Genomic DNA, 23774 nt, shown 5'->3' with positions numbered 1-23774 from the left:
GGTCAATAAAAAAAGCTTCTGAAAATTCCAGAAGCTTTTTTTAGTTAAATTTATTTTTGGAAAGAAGTCAACATCCAGTGATGCAATTCTATACTTTTGATAAATGCGATGAGCATATCCTCAGTAGCGGAATCGCCAAGATCCGCAACTTTTGTTGCGCATTCATCCATATTGTCATTGAGGATTTCAAAATCTTTTAAGACCTCATCCACCATCGCTTTGGAAGAAAGATCAGTGCCAACTTCCTTGATATCTGAATGCTCCAAATAATCAGTAATCAAACTGTAAGGGGTCATTCCGAAGACCCTGATCCTCTCAGCTACCAAATCAATATTGACTTTAGCCTCATTATACAACTCTTCAAATTTTTCATGAAGATCGAAAAAATCACTTCCTGTTACATTCCAATGAAAGTTCCTTAATTTTTGGTAATGAACATGATAGTTAGCCAAAAGCTTATTCAAAGATTCAACAATTTTTTCTGACTCGTCTTTTCTATATCCTAGTTTTTTAAATGCTCTTTTTTCAGTTTTACTCATCATTTTTGTTATTTACGTTTCACACTTATTTTTGAATTAATTATTTAAAAGTCATATCCAAATTAATCGTATCCCGAGGATAGTCAATTATCTTGATTATGCCTTTAGAAATAATAATGGGCGTTTTTAAGGCGGATTTTTCTTTTATCAAAATATCCAAAAGGTCTTCTTCTTCGATCTCGTTACCTTCAATATTCTCCTTGAAATAATCAGATTTCTTATCAAACAAGTCTATAATTCTCATCTTCATTTTTGCTGCCAATTCCACAAGCTGGGTTGGCGTCAAATCATTTTTGGAGACATCCAGTTCATTGATCTTATGTTTATGTAGCGTTAACACGTAAGCATAAGCCTCTTTGTCCTTCTGATTATTGCCATTGTACAGAAATTTGATTTCATTTTTTTCAAGTTCGAACATATTTGGAAGAATATTTTGAAGTAAAAGCGCCTTAAAATCCTATCAATATGAGGCATATACTATGCCATTAAAAGACTTTAGGTACTTATTTGAACAGGTAAAAACAGTGATTGTTTGGATATCTTTTTTAAAAGCCTTCCAGGATTTTTGTGAAAAATATACCTAAAGCAAACCAAATAGCCTTGTAAAACACGCATATTGGAGATTATTTCAGCCTCTTTGCAGTATTCTTACGGCTTATTCCATCACAAAAGGCTATTCGCTCAACTTTTGAGGATTTCTAAATGGAAACAGCTTTGGTTTTGAGCGTATTGCCCGTGCACCTTTTTTTAAATTAATCAGCCTAGACCTCCTTCAATAAGAAGGTCATATTCCAAAGTTTAACCTTTTATAAATTCAAATTCCAAAAGAAAAAGACAACCAAAAAATAAATGTTTATGCCCTTGAATACTCCTAGAGCCGAGTTTTTAACCTAAAATTCCCCAATATGGGGAAATTAGTCCAGGTATCTGTTTATTTAATTTTTTCTCATCTTTAAAAAATCACCTGTTTACATTTGCTTGAGATATTTCCCCTTGCTCCATAGGGAAATCCCATTACTGTTTGCAATGAATTGGTATGAGTTTAAACTTCTTTCCAAGTCCACTTCATATAATTCCCTATTGCTGGAATATGAATATACCTCACCATTTAAGGCCAGCGGTTTGGTACTGTGTGTTTTCCTAGAACCCGTTTGGCATCCTCCTTTACTTCCGGCAATTTTTGTGCACCCCAAATCTGATCTCTTGCATGTTTGGCTGACTTTTCTAGATCTACAATTGGCAAAGGATAGTCTTCCCCCAAAACAATCCCGTACAAACTGGCTTCAATTCCTGTTATTTTCCAGGGTTCATGAATCAAAACATTAGGAAGGGCTTGAAGTTCAGGAACCCATTTGCGGATAAAAATTCCTTCCGGGTCATGCTCATAAGATTGCTTGACAGGATTGTAAATACGGACTGTATTGATTCCCGTCACACCCGCCTGCATCTGTAGCTGCGGGTAGTGTATGCCTGGCTCAAAATCCAGAAATTGTCTCCCCAGGTGATTTGAACCACTTTTCCAATGTTGGAACAAGTGATGGGTGAGAAAAGACACCAACATAGCCCGCATCCGGAAATTCAAATAGCCTGTTTCTATCAAACAACGCATGCAGGCATCGACTAAAGGAATTCCTGTCTTTCCTTCCTTCCAAGCTTGAACTTTCTTTTCATTCAGAGGCTTTTCCATCAAGTCAAAGCCCCTATTGACATTTTTAAACTCCATTTCACATTCCATTTCAAACTTTTGAATAAAATGACAATGCCAACGAAGTCTCGATTGAAAATTGGTGAAATTCTTCACCTGAAACTTCTCTTTTTTCTTTTGTTCCGCAGCCTGATAGACCTGCCTTATAGAAAGATTCCCCCAAGCCAGATAGGGAGATAAACGACTACAACCTCTCCTACTCAGTTCCGGTTTGCTGATATGTCGGTTATAGTTTTTTACCCTATCTTTTAAAAACGACTGTAGGTATTTATGAGCCAAGGTCTCTCCACCTTGCTGCATTTTGGGATTGGGAATCGTCCATTCTTTTGGAATCAAAGAAGCACCGGAATGTTGCATCAAGTCATTTGGAAGCGTGTAAAACTGTGCCCTTGACAAGTCAGGGGATTGTAGGGGTTCAGACATCATCTCATACCAATCCTGAGACCAGTTTTTCCTGTTTCTCCTACCTCTCCTCACTCCTTGTTGCTGATACTCTTTCCAACCTATACTGTTTTTTTGAAAAAACTCCCTTACCCTTATATCCCTGTCAAAGGTTAGCTTTATACCGGTTTCTTGATGGGAGAAAACTTGTTCTACACTATACTTTTCTAAAAGGAGTTCAAAAACTTCCTCAACTTCCTTATAAAAAACGTGGATTTTGGTGTCTTGATGCTCAAGTTTATGATTTAAGTCTTGAATACTCTGCAAGACGAACCTCCAATGACGCGTATCACTCTGTGCAGCTTGCACCAAAGATGGCTCAAAACAAAAAACAAGTAACAAAGGCAAACCCGCCTCTATTCCTCTTTTCAGTGGTTCATGGTCTTGAAGCCTTAAATCTCTTTTAAACCAAACGATATTTACTTTTTGCATCAAATCCTAAACAAAGGCAACTCTTCAAAGTTTGTAGGAAATGAGTAATTTAAAAAAATTAGGTACTGAAGAAGTGGACAGGATTATTGAAATGGCATGGGAAGATCGCACGCCATTTGACGCCATTGAAGCTCAATTTGGAATCAGTGAGAAAGAAGTGATCAAGTTGATGAGAAGAGAAATGAAGGAAAGTTCTTTTAAAATGTGGCGAAAAAGAGTTCAAGGTCGTCCAACCAAACATACGGCTAAGGCACCTGTAGAAATGGATACTTTTAAATCCAGAATGCAAAGAACCATCGCTCTCAACAAAATCAGTAAAAGGTAGGATTCTTAAATATTGATCACAAAAAATCAAAATCTGAATCCTTTTAAGCGCAGGTTAAGGCCAAAAAACTTGATCTAATGCGCACCAATATCAGCGGGCAATTCAATCGGGAATTGACAAAATTTGACTTGATGTTTGGTGGGTAGTAAAGGGTTAAAAATTTCATAATGGCTTTTCCTTGTCTTGCCGAATCCCGTATAGCTGTCAGGAGGAAAATTTTATATGAGCCGGCTGGTTATTTTTGTAGGGATTTAAAACCATCAATTCGATTGAAAACTTAGCCTTATTTCTATTGTATACTGATTCTCTTAGTTCTCGGGATCTACGTTACACTTCGATTTCAACCGTATTTCCACTTTTTTACTATCGTATTTCTATAAACCCCTACTTTATTTGAATTATATATTTCCGGTTGATTCTTGCGTCCCGGCTCTCGTTTCTGTTACTTCACCTTCGTCCACTCTACCGTTTTTCCGATCAGTGAGACACCAACATAACCTCTTACCTCAAGGGTATTATCGTTTTTCTTTTTAAGTGTACAGGAATAAGTTTTCCCATCCCGCGGATCATAAATAGTTCCGTCATCCCACTTCCCATTATTGAATTTAAAGTCATTCAATAGACGCATACCCATAATCGGCCTTCCCTTTTTACTTTTGTCTACATTGTTTTCGTCGAGAACTGGCTTACCATCAATTTCAGGTTCATCCATCCAGATTATCCTCCCATGGTATTTGTTTTGGTCTTTAAAAATCTCGATTCTAGCATCCTTCTCTGTAGTATACCATTCGCCCAAAATAGCATCTGCATCTTGAGCTGAAATAGTCGAAGAAAGCATAAGAAAAAATCCAAAGCATAAACTCATTAAAATCTTTTTCATAGTTAAATCTTAAAATTCAGGGTTGGTTTTCATGATATATAATACATTTACAAGCCCAATAAGGTTTGAAATATTCAATTGATTTGGAAGAAAACAGACAATTTTAATTGTAAACAGGAATTAGTACAGGTGGTGCCAATAGGAGGAATCTCGATTCAATGGGAAAGCGAAGAAATGTATTTGCTACCCGATAAATGCATTTATTTACCAAGCCATCAGGCACTTTTGATTGCGGACCCCCATTTTGGGAAGGCCGCTCATTTCAGAAAAGCGGGAATCCCAGTACCTGAAAATGTACATACCAATGATTTTCTTAAAATTCAGAGACTACTAGGTGAATTTCCATCCAAGGCTGTATATTTTTTGGGTGACTTATTTCATAGCGATTGGAATACTTCTTGGGATGATTTAGAGTCATTTCTGGATTTTTTCCCAGAAACAATATTTCATCTCATCAAAGGCAATCATGACATACTACCCGCTGCAATTTACCGTTCGGGATTATGGCAAGTTCATGAATCGACATTAATTCTAGGAGAGCTATATTTAAGCCATGAACCACTCGATCAGATCCCAGATGGTCTATTGAATGTCTGTGGACACATCCATCCGGGAGTGCATTTAAGAGGAAAAGGAAGGCAAAATTTGACTGCAGCCTGTTTTTTTCTTCGTCGCAATCAATTGGTCATGCCAGCATTTGGTAGGTTTACAGGACTTGCCAAAATGAAAGTTCAAGCAGGAGATGTAGCTTATATGGTGGCTGAGAAAAAAGTAATTGCCATTGATTTCAAGCAATAAGATTGGTTTACAATACCAAGCTGTTTAATTTTGGCAGAATTCATTAGGAATATGAGGATAAATCCAAGAAAGAAAACCAGATTAGGAAGGTTTAAATTTGTTTCAGTATTATTCAGTACAACATTATCCCTTTTTATAGTGGGACTTTTTGGAGTGATTGTGATTCAAGCCAAAACTTTGACCAGTATCATTCGGGAGAATATTGAGGTGCAGGTCTTTCTCAACAAAAACCTGAGCGAGCAGGAAATCACCAAAATCGGTAATTTACTTTCCTCCAAACCATACGTTTTTCAAAAAGATGATAGTCCCGCTGTGAGCTATATATCTCAAGATGAAGCCGCAGCTTCTTTTCTCGAAGATACAGGAGAAGATTTTACCAAATTCCTGGATGATAACCCGCTCAGAGATAGCTATACCATTGCCATATCAGAAGAATACCAGACAGCCGAACAGATTGAAGAGTTGGTAGAAGAGATACAGCTTATTGATGGCGTGTTTGAAGTAACCTATATGGCTGATTTGGTAGAGTCTATCAATCAAAATTTGACCAAAGTCGCCTTGGTGATGGGAGGGTTTATACTTATTCTTGTGTTCACTGTGGTCATGTTGATCAACAACACTATCAAACTTGCCCTTTTCTCACAAAGATTCCTTATCAGAAGCATGCAATTGGTAGGTGCTACACGTGGTTTTATCAGGAAACCATTTTTAGGCCGCGCCCTGTGGTTCGGAATATTGGCCGGGCTGATTGCTTCTGCTTTGCTTTTCGGGATTATAGAATATACCAAGGCTAATATTGATGGCTTTGCCATGCTACAGGACTATACTTTGTTGTATTATCTTTTTGGAGCATTGGTGATCATAGGAGCTCTGCTATCCGTATTCAGTACCTTACAGGCAGTAAATAAATACTTAAACATGTCATTGGACGAATTATACTAAACATGGCTAATTCACATTTTGCATTTACCAAAAAAAATTACATCCTCATGCTTATTGGTTTGGGGGTCATCATCCTTGGCTTTACCATTATCGGAATGGATAAAGAACAACATGGATTTGGATTTTTAGGAACAGTATTGGGTCCAATTGTGACCTTGGCTGGATTTCTATTTCAGTTTTATGCTATTTTTCACAAGACAGAAAGTAAGTAATTCATGGAAATTATAGATGCGATCATCCTTGGAATCATCCAAGGCTTGACCGAGTTTTTACCAGTGTCATCTAGTGGACACTTGGAATTGGCCTCTGCCCTATTGGGAGATGAAAAAATCCCTGAAGAAAGCATGATGTTTACCGTAGTGCTTCATTTTGCTACGGCCCTAGCTACTTTGGTAGTATTCAGAAAAGATATAGTCGAACTGCTTGAAGGAGTTTTCAAATTCAAATGGAACGAAGAAACCCAGTTTGTAGCCAAAATCATCCTCTCGATGATTCCCGCTGTGATTGTCGGACTGTTCTTTGAAAAGCAGTTGGAGCAGTTTTTTGGAGGGCAAATAGTATTTGTAGGATTCATGCTACTCGTGACAGCAATTTTGCTTTTCTTGGCGGATAAGGCCAAAAACACCGAAAAACCGGTAAGCTTTCCAAACGCTGTTTTGGTTGGTCTCGCACAGGCTGTTGCCATGCTGCCGGGAATTTCAAGATCCGGAGCTACCATTTCGGCTTCGGTCCTATTAGGCATAGACAAAACCAAAGCTGCCAGATTCTCTTTTTTGATGGTGGTACCTTTAATATTTGGTAAAATCGCAAAAGACATATTAGATGGTGCCCTCACTTACAGTAGTGAAAGTTTTGGATACCTATCTTTTGGGTTTTTAGCTGCATTTATTTCCGGGTATTTCGCATGTACTTGGATGATTGCTTTGGTACGAAAAAGTAAATTGACCTATTTCGCCATCTATTGTACCATAGTTGGTTTGATAGCCATTTTCGCAGGATTATATTTATAAGATGCAGGAAGAACCTTACGGAGAAGTATTTTTGATCAACAAACCTTTGGAATGGACTTCATTTGATGTGGTCAGAAAGGTGAGAAATGCCCTGAAAATCAAAAAGGTTGGTCATGCTGGGACCCTAGACCCTTTGGCTACCGGATTGCTGATCGTTTGTGCTGGCAAAAAGACCAAATCTATAGAGAGTTTTATGGGGCAGGAAAAAGAGTACACAGGTACTTTTGAGATCGGAAAGACTACTGAAAGTTTTGATTTGGAAAAACCGGTAGTAGATGTTGGAGACCCTTCGCATATCAGTATCCTTCAGGTAAAAGAAGCCGCTGCCCAACTCACAGGAGACATTTTACAAGTGCCTCCAATGCATTCAGCCATCAAAGTAGACGGCAAAAGGGTATACGAATCCGCTCGAAAAGGCATTGAAGTAAAAATGGAGGCCCGCCCGGTTTCTGTTTCTGTTTTTGAAATCACAAAATTTGAAAACCCAACAGTGCATTTCAGGATTATATGTTCTAAAGGAACCTATATCAGGAGCATTGCCAGAGATTTGGGCGATATTTTGAAAGTAGGAGCATATATGTCTTCTTTGTGCCGCACCCGAATAGGCGAGTATTCGTTAGAAGAAGCAGATGAATTAGACCACCTTATCGAAAAAATCAAAGCAAGAAAGGATGAAAATTTATGAAGGAATCGAGCATTTTGAATCGGTAACCTACCCTGTCGTGACCAGTGGAACCTTTGATGGAGTACACCTTGGCCACCAAAAAATCCTTGAAAGAATAAGAAACATTGCAGAAGAAATAGGTGGGGAAACAGTCCTCATTACTTTTTGGCCACATCCAAGAATGGTGCTATATCCCAATGAGCACAACTTAAAACTCCTTTCTACCTTTGAAGAAAAATCAAAGTTGCTCAAAGCTTTTGGCATTGATCACCTGCTGACTATTCCCTTCACCACCGAGTTTTCAAACCTCAGTTCGGAGGAGTTTATCCAAAAAATCATTATAGATAAAATTCAAACCCGTAAATTAGTAATAGGATACGACCATAGGTTTGGGAAAAACCGTGAAGGTGGTTTCGATTACCTGAAGGAAAATGTAGATAAATTCAATTTTGAGTTGGAGGAGATTTCTCGCGAAGACGTGGATCATGTAGGCGTATCAAGTACAAAAATACGTAAAGCGCTGGAAGAAGGCAATATTTCGATTGCCAATGAATACCTTGGCAGAGACTACGAAATCAATGGAATTATCATAAAGGGGCAACAACTTGGCAGGTCTATAGGATTTCCCACTGCCAATATACATGTCCCTCATGATTACAAGTTGATTCCTGGAGGAGGAGCGTATGCAGTGACAGTGTATGTAGAAGGAACTAGGTACAATGGCATGTTGAATATTGGCATGAGACCAACAGTCAACGGTATAAGTCAGAGCATTGAAGTAAACCTGTTTGATTTTGAGGGAGACCTCTATGATAAAAGGGTTTGTGTACATTTCAAAGCCTACCTCAGACCAGAGGAAAAATTCTCCAGTCTTGATGCCTTAAAGAAACAACTTAGTAAAGACAAAGAGGATGCACAGCGTATCCTGACCCAAGTATAACTTAAATTTATTTTGTATGATCAATAAGACTATAGCCGATGCAAAAGAAGCTGTAAAAGATGTCTCCTCAGGTTCCGTCCTGATGTTTGGAGGATTTGGCCTAAGTGGAATCCCCGAAAACAGTATCAAGGCCCTTCTTGAAAAAGACATCAACGAACTTACCTGTATTTCCAACAACGCAGGAGTGGATGATTTTGGAATAGGCCTGATGCTACAGAAGAAAATGGTCAAAAAGATGATTTCCTCATATGTAGGAGAAAATGCTGAGTTTGAGAGACAATTATTGAGCGGAGAACTTGAGGTAGAGTTGATACCACAAGGCACCTTAGCAGAAAGAGTCAGGGCTGGTGGCGCAGGAATACCGGCATTTTTCACTCCGGCAGGTGTGGGAACAGAAGTAGCTGATGGCAAAGAATTGAGAGAATTTGACGGCAAACTATACCTACTGGAAAGATGGCTTAAAGCTGATTTTGCATTCGTAAAAGCATGGAAAGGAGATACGTCAGGCAATTTGATATTTAAAGGAACTGCCAGAAACTTTAATCCAATGATGGCCGCAGCTGGAAAAATCACCATAGCTGAGGTAGAAGAATTGGTGCCAGCGGGTGAGTTGGATCCCAATGCTATCCATACTCCAGGAATTTATGTACAGCGGATTTTCCAAGGTAAAGATTACGAAAAAAGGATTGAGCAAAGGACTGTTTCAAAGAAATGAATTAAATGATATAAATTGATATATATAGAAATATACTTCGTGAAATTAATAGAGACCTGCCTGCTGCAGGCAGGTATGCCTTTGGCGAAATAAGTTTAAGTATTGAGTATCTAAACCTTAAATCAGTGTAAATATCTTCACTGTATTTCTACCATATTTCTATTGTATTTCTTTAAAATTTAAACACTATTTCTAATTTATCCCGATTCTCTTCGTTCTCGAAATCTACGTTATACTTCGATTTCAACCTTATTTCTATTGTATTTCTAATTTTTGTGACCCAAAAAACTTATAGACATGTTAAACAAAGATCAAATAGCCCAAAGAATCGCCAAAGAGGTTCAAAACGGGCAATATATAAACCTTGGGATAGGTATTCCCACCTTAGTGGCCAACTACATTCCTGATGATTTGGAAGTTGTACTGCAATCAGAAAATGGACTTTTGGGAATAGGCCCCTTCCCTACCGAAGATAAAATTGATCCGGATTTGATAAATGCCGGAAAACAAACCATAACCATGACAAAAGGATCTGCTCTTTTCAACTCCGCAGAATCGTTTGCCATGATAAGAGGAGGTCATGTACACCTAACTATCTTGGGAGCAATGGAAGTGTCTGAAAGTGGTGATATTGCCAACTGGAAAATCCCTGGTAAAATGGTAAAGGGTATGGGTGGAGCCATGGACTTGGTCGCATCAGCTGAAAACATCATAGTAGCCATGCAGCACTGCAGCAGAGATGGACAATCCAAACTACTTAAAAAGTGTTCATTGCCAATCACAGGGATCAAATGCGTCAAAAAAGTAGTGACCGATCTGGCTGTTTTGGAAGTGCTGCCCGAAGGAGGCTTCAAACTTCTGGAGCGTGCCCCTGGAGTCACTGTGGAAGAAATCAAATCCAAAACTGAAGGAAGACTTGTAGTAGAAGGTGAAATCCCCGAAATGATTTTTGATTGAGGAAGTTGATTTGAAGATAAAAGGATTTGAAGACATAAGAGCCGGTTCTACGCCGGCTTTTCATTAAGTGGGTATTCCATGTAATCAGCTGTTTTTTGCATCAATTCTTTGCCAAAAACTTTTTGAACCACATGCAAAGCCAAGTCAATCCCGGCAGCTACTCCTGCGGCTGTCATGATTTGTCCCAAGTCCACAAACCTGCTTGACTTTTGAGGTAAGGCATTCTTCGCTAAATCCATTACGTCATCATACACAGATTGGTGTGTTGCAAATTCTTTCCCATCTAAATATCCAAGTTTGGCCAAAATCCTTGCACCACTGCACACAGACATACATATCTGCGAGCGGTCTATCACATTTTTCACCAAACTTAAAAGGCTCAAGTCCTCAATTACAGCCTTACTTCCGTCACCTCCTGGAATCACCAAAATATCGGAATCCATTGCCTGGGTGATATCAGCATCAGGTACCACCTTGAGCCCATTTTTCGCGGTAATTGTTTTGGAGCTTTTTCCCACAACGCTCACGTCCAATAACTTGTAATCAGACAATTGCCCAGCTACTGAGAAAACTTCAAAAGGTCCTGCAAAATCCAGTACCTCTACATCCTCAAAAATCAATATCACTACCTTCAACTTTTGTTTTTTCATAAGACTAAGCATTTGAAGCAAAAGATAAGTAGCAGAATGCTAAAAAGGTAAACCAAAACGAAAAAATTATATTCTGAGTCATACCGAGTTTTTAAAATTTAGCATTTACAGAAAGGGAATGACAGTTGGTGTACATCATCCTGAACCGGAGCCTACCTCTTGTAGGCAGGCTTGCGGAGGTGAAAGCCTGTCCCGCAGCATTGCGGGGGATCTCCTTCCCTTGAGAGTAGGAGATTCTTCTCCCGTATAGCTATCGGGATCAGAATGACGCCCGATACTAATCTGTCATTGGTACGTAGTGTACAATCACCTACCAATACAAATAATTTTATGTCCTTCAGATAAAATGTACTATTTTCAGAAATTATATTTTTAAACCAAATGGAATTGGACGATAATATATTTTACGCTTTTCTTTTGACCACCTTGGCAGGATTATCCACAGGTATCGGTGGTTTGGCAGCTTTTAGCAAACATGCCCGCAAAAGTAAGTTCTTGGCTTTTGGATTGGGTTTGGCTGCAGGTGCCATGATATACATCTCTTTCGTGGAGCTGATTTTTGGAGCTTTAGAAACCTTCAAAGACAAATACGACGACGAATCAGAGGCCTACTTAAGGGCTACACTTTACTTTATTGGCGGCTTGGTAACCATTGGGCTTTTGGGTGTTTTGGTTTCTTGGGTATCCGATAAATTTAATATTTCGAAAGAAAACCTAGTGGAAATCGGAGCAGAAAAAATGGATTCTGCAAAAGCCAAAAGTTTGTACAAAACTGGTGTAGTGACGGCAGTCGCTCTGGCGGTTCACAACCTTCCCGAGGGTTTGGTCACTTTTCTGACCACCATCCAAGATATTAATCTAGGTATAGGGATAGCCATTGCCATAGCCATCCACAACATCCCTGAAGGACTTGCTGTAGCATTGCCGATTTATTATGCGACCAAAAGCAAAAAGAAAGCACTGTTAATCACCTTAGCTGCAGGACTTTCAGAACCAATAGGAGCTGGGATTGCTTACTTCCTGTTTTTCGAAAATGCAGATCCTGAAATTTTTGATGTAGTCAACGTATTTGTCGCCAGCATCATGATTTATGTAGCATTTTTTGAATTACTCCCGCAAGCGCACAAAACCGGCCACCAAGCCCATAGCAAATGGGGATTAATAGCCGGTTTCGGGATTATGGGATTAAGTATTGCTTTACTGGTTTAGGTAAAATTTACCAATGGTTTTTGGATTTTGATTTTTTTTTATAATTTTCCAAGGGTTTATATTTAATTTCTTTTACATTTTTTATTGTATAAGAAGCAAATTTGAAATGACAAAATATTTTAGTTGTATCATATTACTTATTTAATTAAGACACTATGCAAGGGGATTTAATAAAAGTTCTCATTTTTAGAGATGAGTTGATAGCTGAATTAAAAGAGGTTTTTCGCAAGGAAAAAGTCAAAACATTTTATACAAATGATGTTGAAGAATCACTAAAGCTGATAGAAAGTGAAAGCATAGATGTATTTATTTTCAATTCAACAGATAACATTGACGAAAGTCTTCAATTCTATGAAAAGCATCAAAATAGCCTGATAAATGCATCAGTTTCATTTTTTATTTTAGCTGAAGAGTTCGAAAGAGAGGACTTACTAATAGCCTTGGAGCTTGGAATTGATAATGTCATATTTTGGCCACTCAAAACAGAATCATTAGTAAGAAAAATTGAACATGCTCATAAGAAAAGAAAATCTGTAAATATTTTTAAAACAAGAGACTTTTCAACTTTTTTTAGACTAACCCACACACCTATGGCTATAGTAAAAGGTGGTGGATTGATTAAGTTAAATAATGCCTTAAAAAATATTTTTCCTACCTTAACATCCTTTGAAGAAAGTAACCGGATAGAAGATATTTTTAATATTGAAATATCGAAAGCCAACTTGCTTGAATATAAAAGATTCAAAAACGGATTATCAAATTCCTGTTATCTGCCATCAATCCCTATCAAATCGGTAAAAGACTACCAGTTTAATTTGTTTTTTTTCCGCCCAAGTCAAAATTTTTCTATGGATTACTTATTGGAAGTTTACCCCAGTAAAAAGAGAATCAGTAGCGATGGAAACGGTATAGAACCTAGGCTAAATTCATACGCCAAATTAGAGATCATCAACCTTACAAAAAGAGAAAAAGAAATTTTTGAACTATCAGCCTTAGGGTTACCGATTAAAATAATCGCTGAAAAATTAGGCCTATCCAATAGAACCATTGAAAGGCACAGGGCAAACATAATGCACAAGGCCGGCGCAAAAAACATTATTGAAGCGATTGCCTATTTTAGGGAAAAATACATACTGAATTAATAAAGTACTTTTATTATTATACAAAAAACGTTTTTATAGGTAAAAAGCGTCATAATTAATATGTTATTTACGGAAAATACGTATTGATTTAGCCTTTTCAAGACCATACATTTGTTTGAAATACATTTTATATATTTTAAAATACATTTTAAACATAACGTATGAGACTTATAGCTTTTTATTACCTCATAATATTTATAAGCATACCCAGCTTAAGCAACGTCTCTAATTCAAGAAATATCCATTTTGATGTCCATCATAACATCATTAACCCTGATTCCATACCCCAAATGAAAAAAACTGGAGCTTTTAAAAACGACAGTATTAAAATAGAAATGCTGGGTAAAGGTAATCGTGTCATTATCAATGGTGAAATCATTGAAGACAATTCGCTTGTAAAGAAAGAGTTGGGAGTCGAAGGAGAAATAGTACAAAAAGGCGAAGGTAATCAGGTTAAGTTAGAATCATTTTCCGGAAAAAGTGATACAAGCAGCAATTCGGTGACCATTATCCAAAAGGGTAAGGGTAATAAAGTAAAAATCAATAATCATTAACCTAAAATTAATTTTTAGAAAGACAACTCAATTTAAACTTAAAAATCATGAAAAAAGTAACATTAATTTTCTCATTCTTGCTTGCAGGCTCTATGGCTTTTGCACAGAACACCGCTACTGTAGACCAAACTGGCGCTTCAAATACGGCTGATGTTTCACAAGCTGGAAAAAATACAGCTTCTGCACTTCAAAACGGTGATTTAAACATTTCCGAGCAAATTCAATCAGGACAAGAAAATCTTGCCACTGTACAGCAAACAGGTGTGGGAACCACTGGAACAACAACTTTACAAAACACAGCATTTCAGTCACAAACAGGTGATGAAAATACAGCTACAATAATCCAAAAAGAACAGGGTAACCACAGTGGAAGTCAAACTCAAATAGGTGATGGCAACATAGCAACTATCGACCAAAGAAATCCTTGGGGTTCAGCAAATGCAGGAAATGTTAGCACTCAATTCCAAAGAGGTGACGACAATACCGCGACAGTAAACGTTTTTAATGGTGGAAACGGTTCTGACCAATTACAAAGAGGAGACAGAAACTGGTCTTTGATCAACCAAGCTCAAAGTGGAAACTTTGCCTCACATAGCCAAAGAGGAGATGACAACTATGCTTTCTCAGGTCAAAGCAGTGGTTCCCAGTTTGTAACAATTAGCCAAATCGGTGATAATAATATTGCCACAACAAGACAAGGTGGAGGTCAAGGTAACTCAGTTATGATCAGCCAAACAGGTGATAGAAACAACATTGGTGACATTCCTTATTGGGCTAATAGTGGTGATAACTATGGTATAGATCAGGTTGGAAATGATAATTTTGCTGAAATGATGCAAAGAGGAGATGAAAACAACCATTTCGTAAGGCAGACTGGTGATGAAAATACTGTTGATATAGACGTTAGAGGTAATGATAACATGGGCTTGATCTTACAAGAAGGTAGCTTTAATATCGCTAACTTATCTCAAAGAGGCGATGGACATGCTGCTACGATTAACCAAATGGGAAATGGTAATGTTGCTAATGTAATGCAAAGACCATAATGATCTTAAAATAAAAATTATAATAAAAAAGAGACTTTGCTACATGTCTCTTTTCTATAAAATTGAAAGGCTACCTGAGAAATCAGGTAGCTTTTATTGTATAATCCAAATTTTTAAAGTAATCCCTACACCGGTTATAGTTTAAAATGCTTTTTTGTTTTACATATTAAAGTATTCGAAACGTTTTTATTTTTATTCGAAAATTTTTCAATGAGTATTATTACTCATAACAAAAACATATAAATACGCATATTACCCATTTTATAAACTAAAAAACCACCTTAAGTTTGTGATGTAATACAATTTAAAGTATTTAAAAAATATTTTAATGTATTTAAAATTTATAAAAATAACCAAGTAAAAAAATTACATTTATGAAAAAGTCAACACTCTTGTTTTCAATGCTTTTGGCCGGAACAGTCGCCATGGCGCAAAGTAACTTTGCTTCAATATCTCAAATAGGCAATAACCACGAAGCCTTGGTAGAACAAACAGGACTTGAAAATGCCAGTACTGTGGATATCACTGGCGGTAATGGATCTGAAATCATCGTGGATCAGATCGGTAACAAAAACTTCAGCAGCTTCAATGGCGCAGGTAGTGTTTTCGGTTTTCAATACCAAGAAGGTGATAACAACACAGCCACCGCTGCAAGATTTGGAAACGGTTCTATCATCAACCAAATCCAGATTGGTGATGGAAATTCGGCCAGTGCAGACAGATGGACGCAATCCAGCAATTTGATTGTTAGTCAATACCAAGAAGGTGACAACAATACCGCCGTTGCAAGAAGATTGAGAGGTTTTGACGTTACAGTTATCGACCAAACACAAATCGGTGACCGTAATGTGGCACTCCTAAATCCAACAGGAAGCGGACAATACTATGCAGATGGTGGTTCTGTAAATCAATACCAGGAAGGTGATGACAACTTTGCTACTATCAACAATATTTCAGGAAGTCTAGGAGGTTTGTTTATCCAAGAGCAGATCGGCAACGATAATAGCTCAATCATAAGGGGTGGAAGAAGAACTACGTTAGCAGCTACTTACCAGGAAGGTGATTTCAATAATGCAACGATTGAGCAATTTGACAGCTTCAATACAGCTGAGATTTTTCAATTCGGTGACTCAAACAATGCTTTGATCCAGCAGACTGGCGAAATGAACGTCGGTATCATCACGCAACATGGCAATGGCAATATGGCTACCATTACTCAAAGATAAAATACTGATAAAGGGGATGGAATATCTCTCCCCTTTATTATTTTTTTTAAAGTTTTTTTATTATTTTACATAGCCTTTAAATAAACCCACTGTACAATGAAAAAGCTTTTTATAACACTCATTACTTTCTCTTTCTGCACTATTGGCTTCGGTCAAAATTTATCTTTTCTACAGCAGCTTGAATTGATTTTTGCAGACATTATCGAAGTCGATATTCAGCAGGCAAATATGTCCCAAATCAATCAGAACGGCGATTTCAATGATGCTACTGTCAATCAAAGAATGGATCTTACAGGTAATAATGTTTCCAACATACAACAAATTGGGAACAGTAATAATGTTGCCTTGAATCAAATTGGTGATAGCAATACTGCAAATATTATTCAGTTAGGAAACAACAATATCAACGCTAAAAATATTTCAGGGAGCAATATCCAGTCCCTAAGCCAACAAATTGGCAACAATAACAGTATCTTTTTTGTCCTGAATTCTACTTTTGAATACCAAACATTGACAAACTTCACCCAATTTGGAAGTGGGAATTTAATAGATGTTTCCTTCTATTCTTCAAACTTAGGATATATCCCGGAATCCGGCATTTTACTGAATGCCAATCAAATAGGAAACAACCATTCTCTTACAGGAGCAATGGATACCTTAGGTCCACAAGTAAGTATTACTCAATTTGGTGGTTTTTCAGGAGAAGGAATGCAAGTGAATATCGATACGTTTTCCGGACATGTTGGGGCACGATAAAAAATACATTAAGAATGATTTCGAAAAGCTTGAAAAATAGTGAATCTCAAACACCAGAAAAAATATATAATTTATCAAAATGAGATTGTTTTTCTTTATATCGATATACTTTGCAGCATGCTTCGGAACAGTAGCACAAACCGATACCAGCAAAGTGGAAATAGACACTTCAAAGGTATTTCAGGAAGCACCTGAGTCCCTGGTGAAAATGTTTGAAGATATAAAGGCAGATGAAATCAAGAAAGCCACAACCAGAGATGCCGCAATTGAAATTGATGGCTTGTTGGTAGAAGATACAAAAACCAAAATAGGTAAAGACTTCTTTGACTACTTCTATCGCGATTGGGAAGCGCCGGAAGGAGCTAGTAATTACACAATATTTATAGTCGAAAAACCATTCAGACTAAATATCACCTTAATTGAAATATCCATAAACGAAACAATGGTTTTTCAAAGTATCCTCCAACCAAGAGCTGAATTCATCGAAATGCTGGCAGAAGAATCGATCAATACCACCGCAATGTACCTTGCCAGATATGAGGAGATTATCAGACAGCTAGATGGAGATGACAGGTCAGGGTCTGGAATATTTTAAAAATTATAATTATGAAAAAATTCTTTACAATACTTGCACTCACCTTCTTCTTTACTGGGTTGCATCATGCTTTTGCCCAGCAATTGGTTTACACTCCGGTAAATCCAAATTTCGGTGGAAACACATTCAACTATCAGTGGATGTTGAGTTCTGCCCAAGTCCAAGATACCAATAGAGATCCTAACCAAGTCGATAGAAGTCTTGGATTTGGTAGAGATCCTTTACAGGAATTTTCTGAAAGTCTAAACCGTCAAATTCTCTCAAGGCTTGCAAGAGAATTGGTAAGCAGTCAGTTTGGAGATGGTACAATTGAACAGGGAAATTACCTTTTAGGAGATTATCAGATAGAAATAGGAGACGGAGGGGCCGGGGTCAATATCACCATCAGAGATACCCGTACAGGTGCCACCACTGTTATCGAGGTCCCTTTTTTTTAGCCTAGCATAAGATATAATCCATGAAGCAATACTTACTACGAAGTAGCCAATCATCAATTGTATTATTGGTTTTGATCATCACTATGGCTGGTTGTTCACCTTACTTTTATCAGCCATTGGGAAATAGAGATGCCAAATTGGGCCCTGAGACTCAATTGAAAAGAGACCTGTTGAACTTCCCTGAACCCGAAGAGCCGATTGTAGTGGCAGTATATAAGTTCAGAGATCAGACAGGTCAGTATAAGGAGTCTAACGTCGGCGCTTCTTGGTCTACTGCAATTACACAAGGTGCCACCAATATCCTTATCCGAGCTTTGGAAGAATCAGGTTGGTTTGTTCCTATCGAGCGTGAAAACATCAGTAATCTTCTCAACGAAAGGAAAATTATCCGATCCAGCAGAGAGCAGTATGAAGGCAACAACAATGTATTGCTTCCACCGCTTTTGTTTGCCGGGGTGCTATTGGAAGGAGGAGTAATCTCCTATGAAACCAACGTTTTCACCGGAGGAGCTGGGTTAAGGTATTTTGGCACAGACATTTCCTCTCAGTACCGAGAAGATAGAATTACTATTTATTTACGGGCGATCTCTACCAGCAATGGGAAAATCATTAAGACCGTATACACCACAAAATCAATCCTTTCGCAGGAGGTGTCATCCGGATTTTTCCGATTTGTCAAATTCAAGAGGCTGTTGGAAGCAGAAACCGGGTACACTTACAATGAACCAAGGGAAATGGCTATCAATGAAGCTGTAGAAAAGGCCGTCCAAAGTCTTATCATAGAAGGCATTCAAGATAAGCTATGGAACCTAAAGGATGAAGAGCAAAAAAATCATGAAACAATCACCAGTTACCTAAGTGAAAAAGAAGAGAATATCCAGACTGATTATATGGGTAGAGTCTATGATCACAATTATAGATCATCTTTTTATCTGGGAGCAAATGGAGGTTTTCAAAACTATCTCGGAGACTATTCTAATTCATTCCCAAGGTTTGGTGCAGGCGCTCAAATAGGCTTCCGAATTTCACCCTCTCTTTTTATTGAAAGTAATTTTGGAATGCAACAAATCTTTATTGACAGGGTGATGAATTCTACCGACTATTTTGGAGACATAAGTTTTGCTTATTTGGCCAACCCATACGGAAGGTTCTCACCATTATTTAATGTTGGAATTGGCTCATTATATAATTTCGGATCGGAAGTAGGCATATCGGGAAGACAGGCTTTGCCTTATATCACCTATGGCGTGACAGGTGAATACCTCATGGGAGGTAATGTTGCATTGACAGGAAAATTGTTTTTGAATCAAATTCTATCTGATGAATTTGATGGAGCAGATTCCGGAAGTTTTAATGACAATGTTTACGGTTTAAGATTGGGTTTAAAGTTTTATATAGGAAAATAAGTTGGCTATGAAGAAGTCGTTTTTAGTAAATCTGGTATTCTTGGCATTTCTACTTTTAGGTTGCGAAGATATTAAATTGGATATAGACCGCTTTGGTTCTATCAGTGGAGTGATTGTAGATGGTGAAACATATGAACCTCTCGAAGGTGTCTTGGTGGCTACAACACCTGCATCATCAACTGTGCTTACAAATGAAAATGGAGAGTTTTCCTTTAGTCGGGTACAATCTGGAGATGTAAGTATAAGTGCCAGAAAAAAGGATTTCTTGAATGGAAATGTTTCTGTCGCTGTATTTGAAGGTGAAAATACAAACCTTACATTTTTTATGCTTAAAGATGAAAGAAATGTGGGTAACGTATTGATTTTTGATCCTGTACCAGGAAACACTGCTATAGATCAACCTTTGAATGTTACCTTTAGGTGGAGTGTAGAACAACAAAACAGGGGGCAGCAATTGGAATACACCGTTTTCATATTTGAATCAGGATCCACAACTCAAACCGTACTGGGTGAAAATTTAGTAAATCGCGAAGTAACAGCTTCCAACTTAAAGTCCAATACAACATATTTCTGGTATGTTGTAGCTAGATTTGAAGGCAGAAATGTTGCAAATAGCCCCACTTGGTCATTTAGGACTAGGAATTGATACTACTTCAAGAAATCAAAAAGCCGCTTTTTAGAGCGGCTTTTTTGGTTTTAATTACTTTTTTTCTATCCACTTATAAGCATTGACAAATGCCTCAACCCAAGGCGTAATCTCTTCACTTTTAGATTCAGAAGGATAATAAGGCCAGTTCCATGGCTTCAAGGACCTTTCTATATGTGGCATGATAGCCAAATGCCTGCCATCTGCTGTAGCAATACCAGCTACTGCATGATCTGAGCCATTTGGGTTACCCGGGTAGCCTTGATACGAATAGGTCATTCCAATGTGGTAGTCACTTTTTTCTTTAGGCAAACTGAATTTACCCTCGCCATGTGCCACCCAGACGCCTAACCTCTGACCAGCCAAGCTTCCAAACATCACCGTGTTATTTTCAGGAATATCAACATTCACAAAAGCTGATTCAAACTTATGGCTTGCATTATGCAACATTTTAGGCTTTTTGTCATGGTCGGGAGTGACTAAACCTAATTCTACCATCAGCTGACAGCCGTTGCAGACACCCAAACTCAATGTATCTTTTCGTACATAGAAGTTATCCAAGGCTTGTTTGGCTTTCTCATTATACAAAAATGCTCCTGCCCAACCTTTGGCTGAACCCAAAACATCTGAATTTGAGAATCCGCCCACAAATACAATCATTTGAACATCTTCTAGGTTTTCCCGTCCAGAGATCAAATCTGTCATGTGAACGTCCTTCACATCAAATCCCGCCAACCAAAGCGCATAGGCCATCTCTCTATCTCCATTGACACCTTTCTCCCTGATAATGGCTGCTTTTTTACCAGAAGGCTCCTTCCTGTATGGATTCAGTCCAAATGTATCATACATCCCCTTCCAATCAGATCCAAAGGCAAAATGTAGCTTCTGATTCTTGTAGTTAGTAAAACGCTCCAAGGCTAGGCTTTCACCACTTTGCTTTTTATCCAATAAGTAAGATGACTTGAACCAAGTATCCCTCATCTCGGCCACATCCAATACCAAATTAGCCTGATCCATATTGACTTTTCCATCTAAAGTGACATCGGCAATGGAAATATATGAAATACCATAATTGGCCAGTACTGACCTCACGCGTTCTTGATTATTGACCTGAATCAATACTCCTGGATTCTCAGCAAACAATGCCTTGACAAAATCACTTTCCTCAAACCTGTCTAATTTGATCTTCAAACCAACATTCGAAGAGGGGAAACACATTTCCAATAGTGAGGTAATAAGTCCTCCGGAAGCAATATCGTGACCGGCAAGCACTTCTCCCTTTTCTATAAGTTTCTGCACTACCATAAATGCCTGCGAAAAATAGTAGCTGTCTTTAATGTCGGGTACATCCTGCCCTATTTTGTTATGGGCTTGCGCAAAACTGGATCCCCCTAGTTTTGGAGTATCTTTTGAGAAATCTATATAATAAATCTTAGATCCTTCTATAGGTTTGATATCAGGAGAAACAGTGGATTTCGGATCTGAACACTCTCCTACCGTAGAAATAATTACTGTCCCTGGGGAATAAACAGTTTTTCCACCTGGGTATTTTTGAGTCATGGAAAGGGAGTCTTTTCCTGTTGGAATATTGACACCCAAAGCTATGGCAAAGTCTGAAACCGCCTCTACCGCACGGTAAAGCCTATCATTTTCGCCCTCATTCTTGGCAGGCCACATCCAGTTGGCACTCAAGGACACACCACTCAGGCCATCTGCAATAGGTGCCCAGATCAAATTTGTCAGCGCTTCGGCTATCGCTAACCTTGAACCAGCTTCCGGGTTGGCCAATGCCGCCACAGGAGCATGGCCTATAGAGGTGGCGATTCCTTTTTCACCTGTAAAATCCAATGCCATTACTGCTACGTTATTGAGCGGAAGCTGGATTTCACCAGTGGTCTGTTGGGTCACAACTCTACCTGTCACAGAACGGTCTACCTTATTGGTCAACCAATCTTTACAAGCCACAGCTTCCAACTGCAACACCTCTTCGATATATGATTTGATCTGATCAGCTGAATACTCAGGTTCAGAAAATTGAACCGCCGAAGGGCTATCTTCCAAAATGGTTTTGGGACTGCTGCCAAACATGTATGCCAGATTCCAGTCTACTGGTTTTTCCCCTTTTTTACTATCCTCAAACTTGAAATGCATGTCTCCTGTGGTCTCCCCTACTACATAAAAAGGAGCCCTTTCTCTCTCAGAAATCTTCTGAAGCATTGCAACATCTCTTTCATTCACCACCAAGCCCATTCGCTCTTGAGACTCATTTCCTATGATTTCCTTAGCAGAAAGTGTCGGATCACCAACAGGCAATTTATCTATATGAATTGTACCACCCGTGCTTTCTACCAGTTCAGAAAGGCAATTCAAATGCCCTCCCGCTCCGTGATCATGGATAGAAATAATAGGATTTTCTTTGCTTTCCGCCATGGCGCGAATCACATTAGCGACACGCTTTTGCATTTCAGGATTTGAACGTTGAATAGCATTCAACTCGATTGCATTGCTGAATTCTCCAGTATTTACAGAAGACACGGCACTACCACCCATACCTATCCGGTAATTGTCACCACCCATTACGATGATTTTATCCCCTTTGCTAGGCTCATTTTTGATGGCATATTCTTTTCGGGTGAAACCGATTCCTCCCGCCAACATGATCACTTTGTCAAATCCGTGGGACTTGTCATTTTCCTCATGTTCAAAAGTAAGGACAGAACCACAGATCAAAGGCTGACCGAATTTATTCCCAAAATCAGAAGCTCCGTTGGAAGCTTTGATCAAAATATCCATTGGCGTTTGATAGAGCCATTTTCTTTCTTCCAGATTTTTCTCCCAGCTTCTGCCTTTTTCAGACCTTGGGTAAGAAGTCATGTAGACTGCGGTTCCCGCCAAAGGAATTGAGGCGGTTCCACCGGCCAATCTATCCCTGATCTCTCCCCCTGCGCCTGTCGCAGCACCATTGAACGGTTCTACTGTGGTTGGAAAATTATGGGTCTCGGCCTTTAGGGACAGAACTGTATCAATTGTCTCAGTTTCAAAAAAATCAGCTTTGTCCTGAGTTTTAGGTGCAAACTGCTGGGCTTTAGGCCCCCCTACGAAAGCAACGTTGTCTTTGTAGGCAGATATGATTCTATTTGGGTGCTTCTTGGATGTTTCTTTGATCAGTTGAAAAAGAGTCTTTTCCTTTTCTACTCCATCTATCACGAAAGAACCGTTGAAAATTTTATGTCTACAGTGTTCTGAATTTACTTGGCTAAACCCAAAAACTTCAGAATCTGTCAAAGGACGGCCCAATTGCTTGCTCACACCTTCCAGATAAGAAACTTCTTCATCGCTTAATGCCAAACCTTCTTTTTGGCTGTAGGCCATAATGTCCTCGACCGGTACAATGGCTTCCGGCTCAAGATGTATGTCATAGATTTCCTGATCTAAGCCCTCATAGGCTGTTTGTAACATTGGATCTAAGGAATCTTTATCTGAAATCGGATAATATTCCTCTATTCGGACGATTCCTTGAATACCCATATTGAGGGTGATTTCTACTGCATTTGTAGACCAAGGAGTGATCATTTCTTTCCTTGGACCGGCAAAGTCACCGGTTACTTCCTTGCTTTCAAGCAAGTTAGCCTCGCCAAAAAGCCAGGAAAGTTTATCAATGTCTTGGTTATTTAAAGGGTGATTTGACTGAACTGCATATACAAGTTCACTTGGGGATTGGAAAAAGAGGATCATGTGCTGTTTTTTGAAGCCTTTTTT

At 38.5% G+C, this 23774-nt stretch carries 25 protein-coding genes; 19 read left to right on the top strand and 6 right to left on the bottom strand.

What is annotated here, in order from left to right:
• Positions 1-50 precede the first annotated feature (50 nt).
• The 3 genes from CLW00_RS12400 to CLW00_RS12390 form a co-directional block, all read right to left on the bottom strand.
• Positions 51-542 (bottom strand): Dps family protein, encoded by a 492-nt coding sequence (locus CLW00_RS12400; protein ID WP_342747910.1) that lies wholly within the window; start codon positions 540-542, stop codon positions 51-53.
• A gap of 37 nt (positions 543-579) precedes the next feature.
• Complete coding sequence (locus CLW00_RS12395; protein WP_106134009.1) at positions 580-957, bottom strand: arsenate reductase family protein; 378 nt, start codon at positions 955-957, stop codon at positions 580-582.
• A gap of 690 nt (positions 958-1647) precedes the next feature.
• Positions 1648-3117: a cryptochrome/deoxyribodipyrimidine photo-lyase family protein gene (locus CLW00_RS12390; RefSeq protein ID WP_106134008.1), complete on the bottom strand. Its 1470-nt coding sequence runs from the start codon at positions 3115-3117 to the stop codon at positions 1648-1650.
• Between the two features lie 40 nt (positions 3118-3157).
• On the opposite strand from CLW00_RS12390, the gene CLW00_RS12385 reads away from it, so the two are divergent.
• Entirely contained in the window at positions 3158-3442 is a 285-nt protein-coding gene (locus tag CLW00_RS12385) for a TIGR03643 family protein (protein ID WP_106134007.1), read from the top strand.
• A gap of 442 nt (positions 3443-3884) precedes the next feature.
• On the opposite strand, the gene CLW00_RS12380 is transcribed toward CLW00_RS12385, so the two are convergent.
• Complete coding sequence (locus CLW00_RS12380) at positions 3885-4322, bottom strand: DUF2147 domain-containing protein (RefSeq protein ID WP_106134006.1); 438 nt, start codon at positions 4320-4322, stop codon at positions 3885-3887.
• Between the two features lie 78 nt (positions 4323-4400).
• On the opposite strand from CLW00_RS12380, the gene pdeM reads away from it, so the two are divergent.
• From pdeM to CLW00_RS12340, 8 genes are all read left to right on the top strand, one after another.
• The gene (pdeM, locus tag CLW00_RS12375) at positions 4401-5120 is read left to right on the top strand and encodes a ligase-associated DNA damage response endonuclease PdeM (RefSeq protein ID WP_245917274.1); all 720 of its coding nucleotides are present in this window, start codon (positions 4401-4403) and stop codon (positions 5118-5120) included.
• Between the two features lie 51 nt (positions 5121-5171).
• Positions 5172-6062: a cell division protein FtsX gene (locus CLW00_RS12370; RefSeq protein WP_106134005.1), complete on the top strand. Its 891-nt coding sequence runs from the start codon at positions 5172-5174 to the stop codon at positions 6060-6062.
• A 2-nt stretch (positions 6063-6064) separates the two neighbouring features.
• The gene (locus tag CLW00_RS12365) at positions 6065-6274 is read left to right on the top strand and encodes a DUF3098 domain-containing protein (RefSeq protein ID WP_106134004.1); all 210 of its coding nucleotides are present in this window, start codon (positions 6065-6067) and stop codon (positions 6272-6274) included.
• Positions 6275-6277: 3 nt separating this feature from the next.
• A complete protein-coding gene (locus tag CLW00_RS12360; RefSeq protein WP_106134003.1) occupies positions 6278-7072 on the top strand; it encodes an undecaprenyl-diphosphate phosphatase in 795 nt (264 codons plus the stop codon).
• A 1-nt stretch (position 7073) separates the two neighbouring features.
• Complete coding sequence (gene truB, locus CLW00_RS12355; protein ID WP_106134002.1) at positions 7074-7757, top strand: tRNA pseudouridine(55) synthase TruB; 684 nt, start codon at positions 7074-7076, stop codon at positions 7755-7757.
• A complete protein-coding gene (locus CLW00_RS12350; protein WP_106134001.1) occupies positions 7744-8676 on the top strand; it encodes a bifunctional riboflavin kinase/FAD synthetase in 933 nt (310 codons plus the stop codon). Before truB ends, CLW00_RS12350 begins: the two co-directional genes overlap by 14 nt.
• A gap of 16 nt (positions 8677-8692) precedes the next feature.
• A complete protein-coding gene (locus CLW00_RS12345) occupies positions 8693-9391 on the top strand; it encodes a CoA transferase subunit A (protein ID WP_106134000.1) in 699 nt (232 codons plus the stop codon).
• A 297-nt stretch (positions 9392-9688) separates the two neighbouring features.
• The gene (locus CLW00_RS12340) at positions 9689-10348 is read left to right on the top strand and encodes a 3-oxoacid CoA-transferase subunit B (protein WP_106133999.1); all 660 of its coding nucleotides are present in this window, start codon (positions 9689-9691) and stop codon (positions 10346-10348) included.
• A gap of 47 nt (positions 10349-10395) precedes the next feature.
• Here the strand turns inward: CLW00_RS12340 and CLW00_RS12335 are convergent, their stop codons facing one another.
• On the bottom strand, positions 10396-10998 hold the full coding sequence (locus tag CLW00_RS12335; protein WP_106133998.1) for a DJ-1/PfpI family protein: 603 nt from the start codon (positions 10996-10998) through the stop codon (positions 10396-10398).
• Between the two features lie 381 nt (positions 10999-11379).
• Here CLW00_RS12335 and zupT point away from each other — a divergent pair, with 381 nt between their 5' ends.
• From zupT to CLW00_RS12285, 10 genes are all read left to right on the top strand, one after another.
• The gene (zupT, locus tag CLW00_RS12330) at positions 11380-12207 is read left to right on the top strand and encodes a zinc transporter ZupT (RefSeq protein WP_106133997.1); all 828 of its coding nucleotides are present in this window, start codon (positions 11380-11382) and stop codon (positions 12205-12207) included.
• 155 nt (positions 12208-12362) lie between these two features.
• On the top strand, positions 12363-13349 hold the full coding sequence (locus CLW00_RS12325) for a LuxR C-terminal-related transcriptional regulator (protein WP_106133996.1): 987 nt from the start codon (positions 12363-12365) through the stop codon (positions 13347-13349).
• Between the two features lie 290 nt (positions 13350-13639).
• A complete protein-coding gene (locus tag CLW00_RS12320) occupies positions 13640-13903 on the top strand; it encodes a hypothetical protein (RefSeq protein WP_146131423.1) in 264 nt (87 codons plus the stop codon).
• A gap of 47 nt (positions 13904-13950) precedes the next feature.
• Entirely contained in the window at positions 13951-14949 is a 999-nt protein-coding gene (locus CLW00_RS12315; protein WP_106133994.1) for a hypothetical protein, read from the top strand.
• A 374-nt stretch (positions 14950-15323) separates the two neighbouring features.
• On the top strand, positions 15324-16175 hold the full coding sequence (locus tag CLW00_RS12310) for a hypothetical protein (protein ID WP_106133993.1): 852 nt from the start codon (positions 15324-15326) through the stop codon (positions 16173-16175).
• A 96-nt stretch (positions 16176-16271) separates the two neighbouring features.
• Positions 16272-16931 carry a hypothetical protein gene (locus tag CLW00_RS12305; RefSeq protein WP_106133992.1) on the top strand — a complete coding sequence of 220 codons (660 nt, stop codon included), beginning with the start codon at positions 16272-16274 and terminating at the stop codon, positions 16929-16931.
• A gap of 79 nt (positions 16932-17010) precedes the next feature.
• Positions 17011-17526: a CsgE family curli-type amyloid fiber assembly protein gene (locus CLW00_RS12300; RefSeq protein WP_106133991.1), complete on the top strand. Its 516-nt coding sequence runs from the start codon at positions 17011-17013 to the stop codon at positions 17524-17526.
• An 11-nt stretch (positions 17527-17537) separates the two neighbouring features.
• Positions 17538-17963, top strand: a complete 426-nt coding sequence (locus CLW00_RS12295; protein WP_106133990.1) for a curli production assembly/transport component CsgF — start codon at positions 17538-17540, stop codon at positions 17961-17963.
• A gap of 20 nt (positions 17964-17983) precedes the next feature.
• On the top strand, positions 17984-19369 hold the full coding sequence (locus tag CLW00_RS12290; RefSeq protein ID WP_106133989.1) for a CsgG/HfaB family protein: 1386 nt from the start codon (positions 17984-17986) through the stop codon (positions 19367-19369).
• Positions 19370-19376: 7 nt separating this feature from the next.
• Positions 19377-20015, top strand: a complete 639-nt coding sequence (locus tag CLW00_RS12285; protein WP_106133988.1) for a carboxypeptidase regulatory-like domain-containing protein — start codon at positions 19377-19379, stop codon at positions 20013-20015.
• Positions 20016-20069: 54 nt separating this feature from the next.
• Here CLW00_RS12285 and purL read toward each other — a convergent pair whose 3' ends face one another.
• Complete coding sequence (purL, locus tag CLW00_RS12280; RefSeq protein ID WP_106134234.1) at positions 20070-23750, bottom strand: phosphoribosylformylglycinamidine synthase; 3681 nt, start codon at positions 23748-23750, stop codon at positions 20070-20072.
• Positions 23751-23774 lie beyond the last annotated feature (24 nt).

It is taken from the genome of Mongoliibacter ruber, from assembly GCF_003003005.1.
GTDB lineage: Bacteria > Bacteroidota > Bacteroidia > Cytophagales > Cyclobacteriaceae > Mongoliibacter > Mongoliibacter ruber.
This window is presented reverse-complemented; position numbering and strand designations above follow the sequence as displayed.

Coding starts and splice junctions, on each gene's coding strand:
- CLW00_RS12400 (WP_342747910.1), bottom strand. CDS start 542: ATGATGAGTAAAACTGAAAAAAGAGCATTTAAAAAACTAGGATATAGA.
- CLW00_RS12395 (WP_106134009.1), bottom strand. CDS start 957: ATGTTCGAACTTGAAAAAAATGAAATCAAATTTCTGTACAATGGCAAT.
- CLW00_RS12390 (WP_106134008.1), bottom strand. CDS start 3,117: ATGCAAAAAGTAAATATCGTTTGGTTTAAAAGAGATTTAAGGCTTCAA.
- CLW00_RS12385 (WP_106134007.1), top strand. CDS start 3,158: ATGAGTAATTTAAAAAAATTAGGTACTGAAGAAGTGGACAGGATTATT.
- CLW00_RS12380 (WP_106134006.1), bottom strand. CDS start 4,322: ATGAAAAAGATTTTAATGAGTTTATGCTTTGGATTTTTTCTTATGCTT.
- CLW00_RS12370 (WP_106134005.1), top strand. CDS start 5,172: ATGAGGATAAATCCAAGAAAGAAAACCAGATTAGGAAGGTTTAAATTT.
- CLW00_RS12365 (WP_106134004.1), top strand. CDS start 6,065: ATGGCTAATTCACATTTTGCATTTACCAAAAAAAATTACATCCTCATG.
- CLW00_RS12360 (WP_106134003.1), top strand. CDS start 6,278: ATGGAAATTATAGATGCGATCATCCTTGGAATCATCCAAGGCTTGACC.
- truB (WP_106134002.1), top strand. CDS start 7,074: ATGCAGGAAGAACCTTACGGAGAAGTATTTTTGATCAACAAACCTTTG.
- CLW00_RS12350 (WP_106134001.1), top strand. CDS start 7,744: ATGAAAATTTATGAAGGAATCGAGCATTTTGAATCGGTAACCTACCCT.
- CLW00_RS12345 (WP_106134000.1), top strand. CDS start 8,693: ATGATCAATAAGACTATAGCCGATGCAAAAGAAGCTGTAAAAGATGTC.
- CLW00_RS12340 (WP_106133999.1), top strand. CDS start 9,689: ATGTTAAACAAAGATCAAATAGCCCAAAGAATCGCCAAAGAGGTTCAA.
- CLW00_RS12335 (WP_106133998.1), bottom strand. CDS start 10,998: ATGAAAAAACAAAAGTTGAAGGTAGTGATATTGATTTTTGAGGATGTA.
- zupT (WP_106133997.1), top strand. CDS start 11,380: ATGGAATTGGACGATAATATATTTTACGCTTTTCTTTTGACCACCTTG.
- CLW00_RS12325 (WP_106133996.1), top strand. CDS start 12,363: ATGCAAGGGGATTTAATAAAAGTTCTCATTTTTAGAGATGAGTTGATA.
- CLW00_RS12320 (WP_146131423.1), top strand. CDS start 13,640: ATGAAAAAAACTGGAGCTTTTAAAAACGACAGTATTAAAATAGAAATG.
- CLW00_RS12315 (WP_106133994.1), top strand. CDS start 13,951: ATGAAAAAAGTAACATTAATTTTCTCATTCTTGCTTGCAGGCTCTATG.
- CLW00_RS12310 (WP_106133993.1), top strand. CDS start 15,324: ATGAAAAAGTCAACACTCTTGTTTTCAATGCTTTTGGCCGGAACAGTC.
- CLW00_RS12305 (WP_106133992.1), top strand. CDS start 16,272: ATGAAAAAGCTTTTTATAACACTCATTACTTTCTCTTTCTGCACTATT.
- CLW00_RS12300 (WP_106133991.1), top strand. CDS start 17,011: ATGAGATTGTTTTTCTTTATATCGATATACTTTGCAGCATGCTTCGGA.
- CLW00_RS12295 (WP_106133990.1), top strand. CDS start 17,538: ATGAAAAAATTCTTTACAATACTTGCACTCACCTTCTTCTTTACTGGG.
- CLW00_RS12290 (WP_106133989.1), top strand. CDS start 17,984: ATGAAGCAATACTTACTACGAAGTAGCCAATCATCAATTGTATTATTG.
- CLW00_RS12285 (WP_106133988.1), top strand. CDS start 19,377: ATGAAGAAGTCGTTTTTAGTAAATCTGGTATTCTTGGCATTTCTACTT.
- purL (WP_106134234.1), bottom strand. CDS start 23,750: ATGATCCTCTTTTTCCAATCCCCAAGTGAACTTGTATATGCAGTTCAG.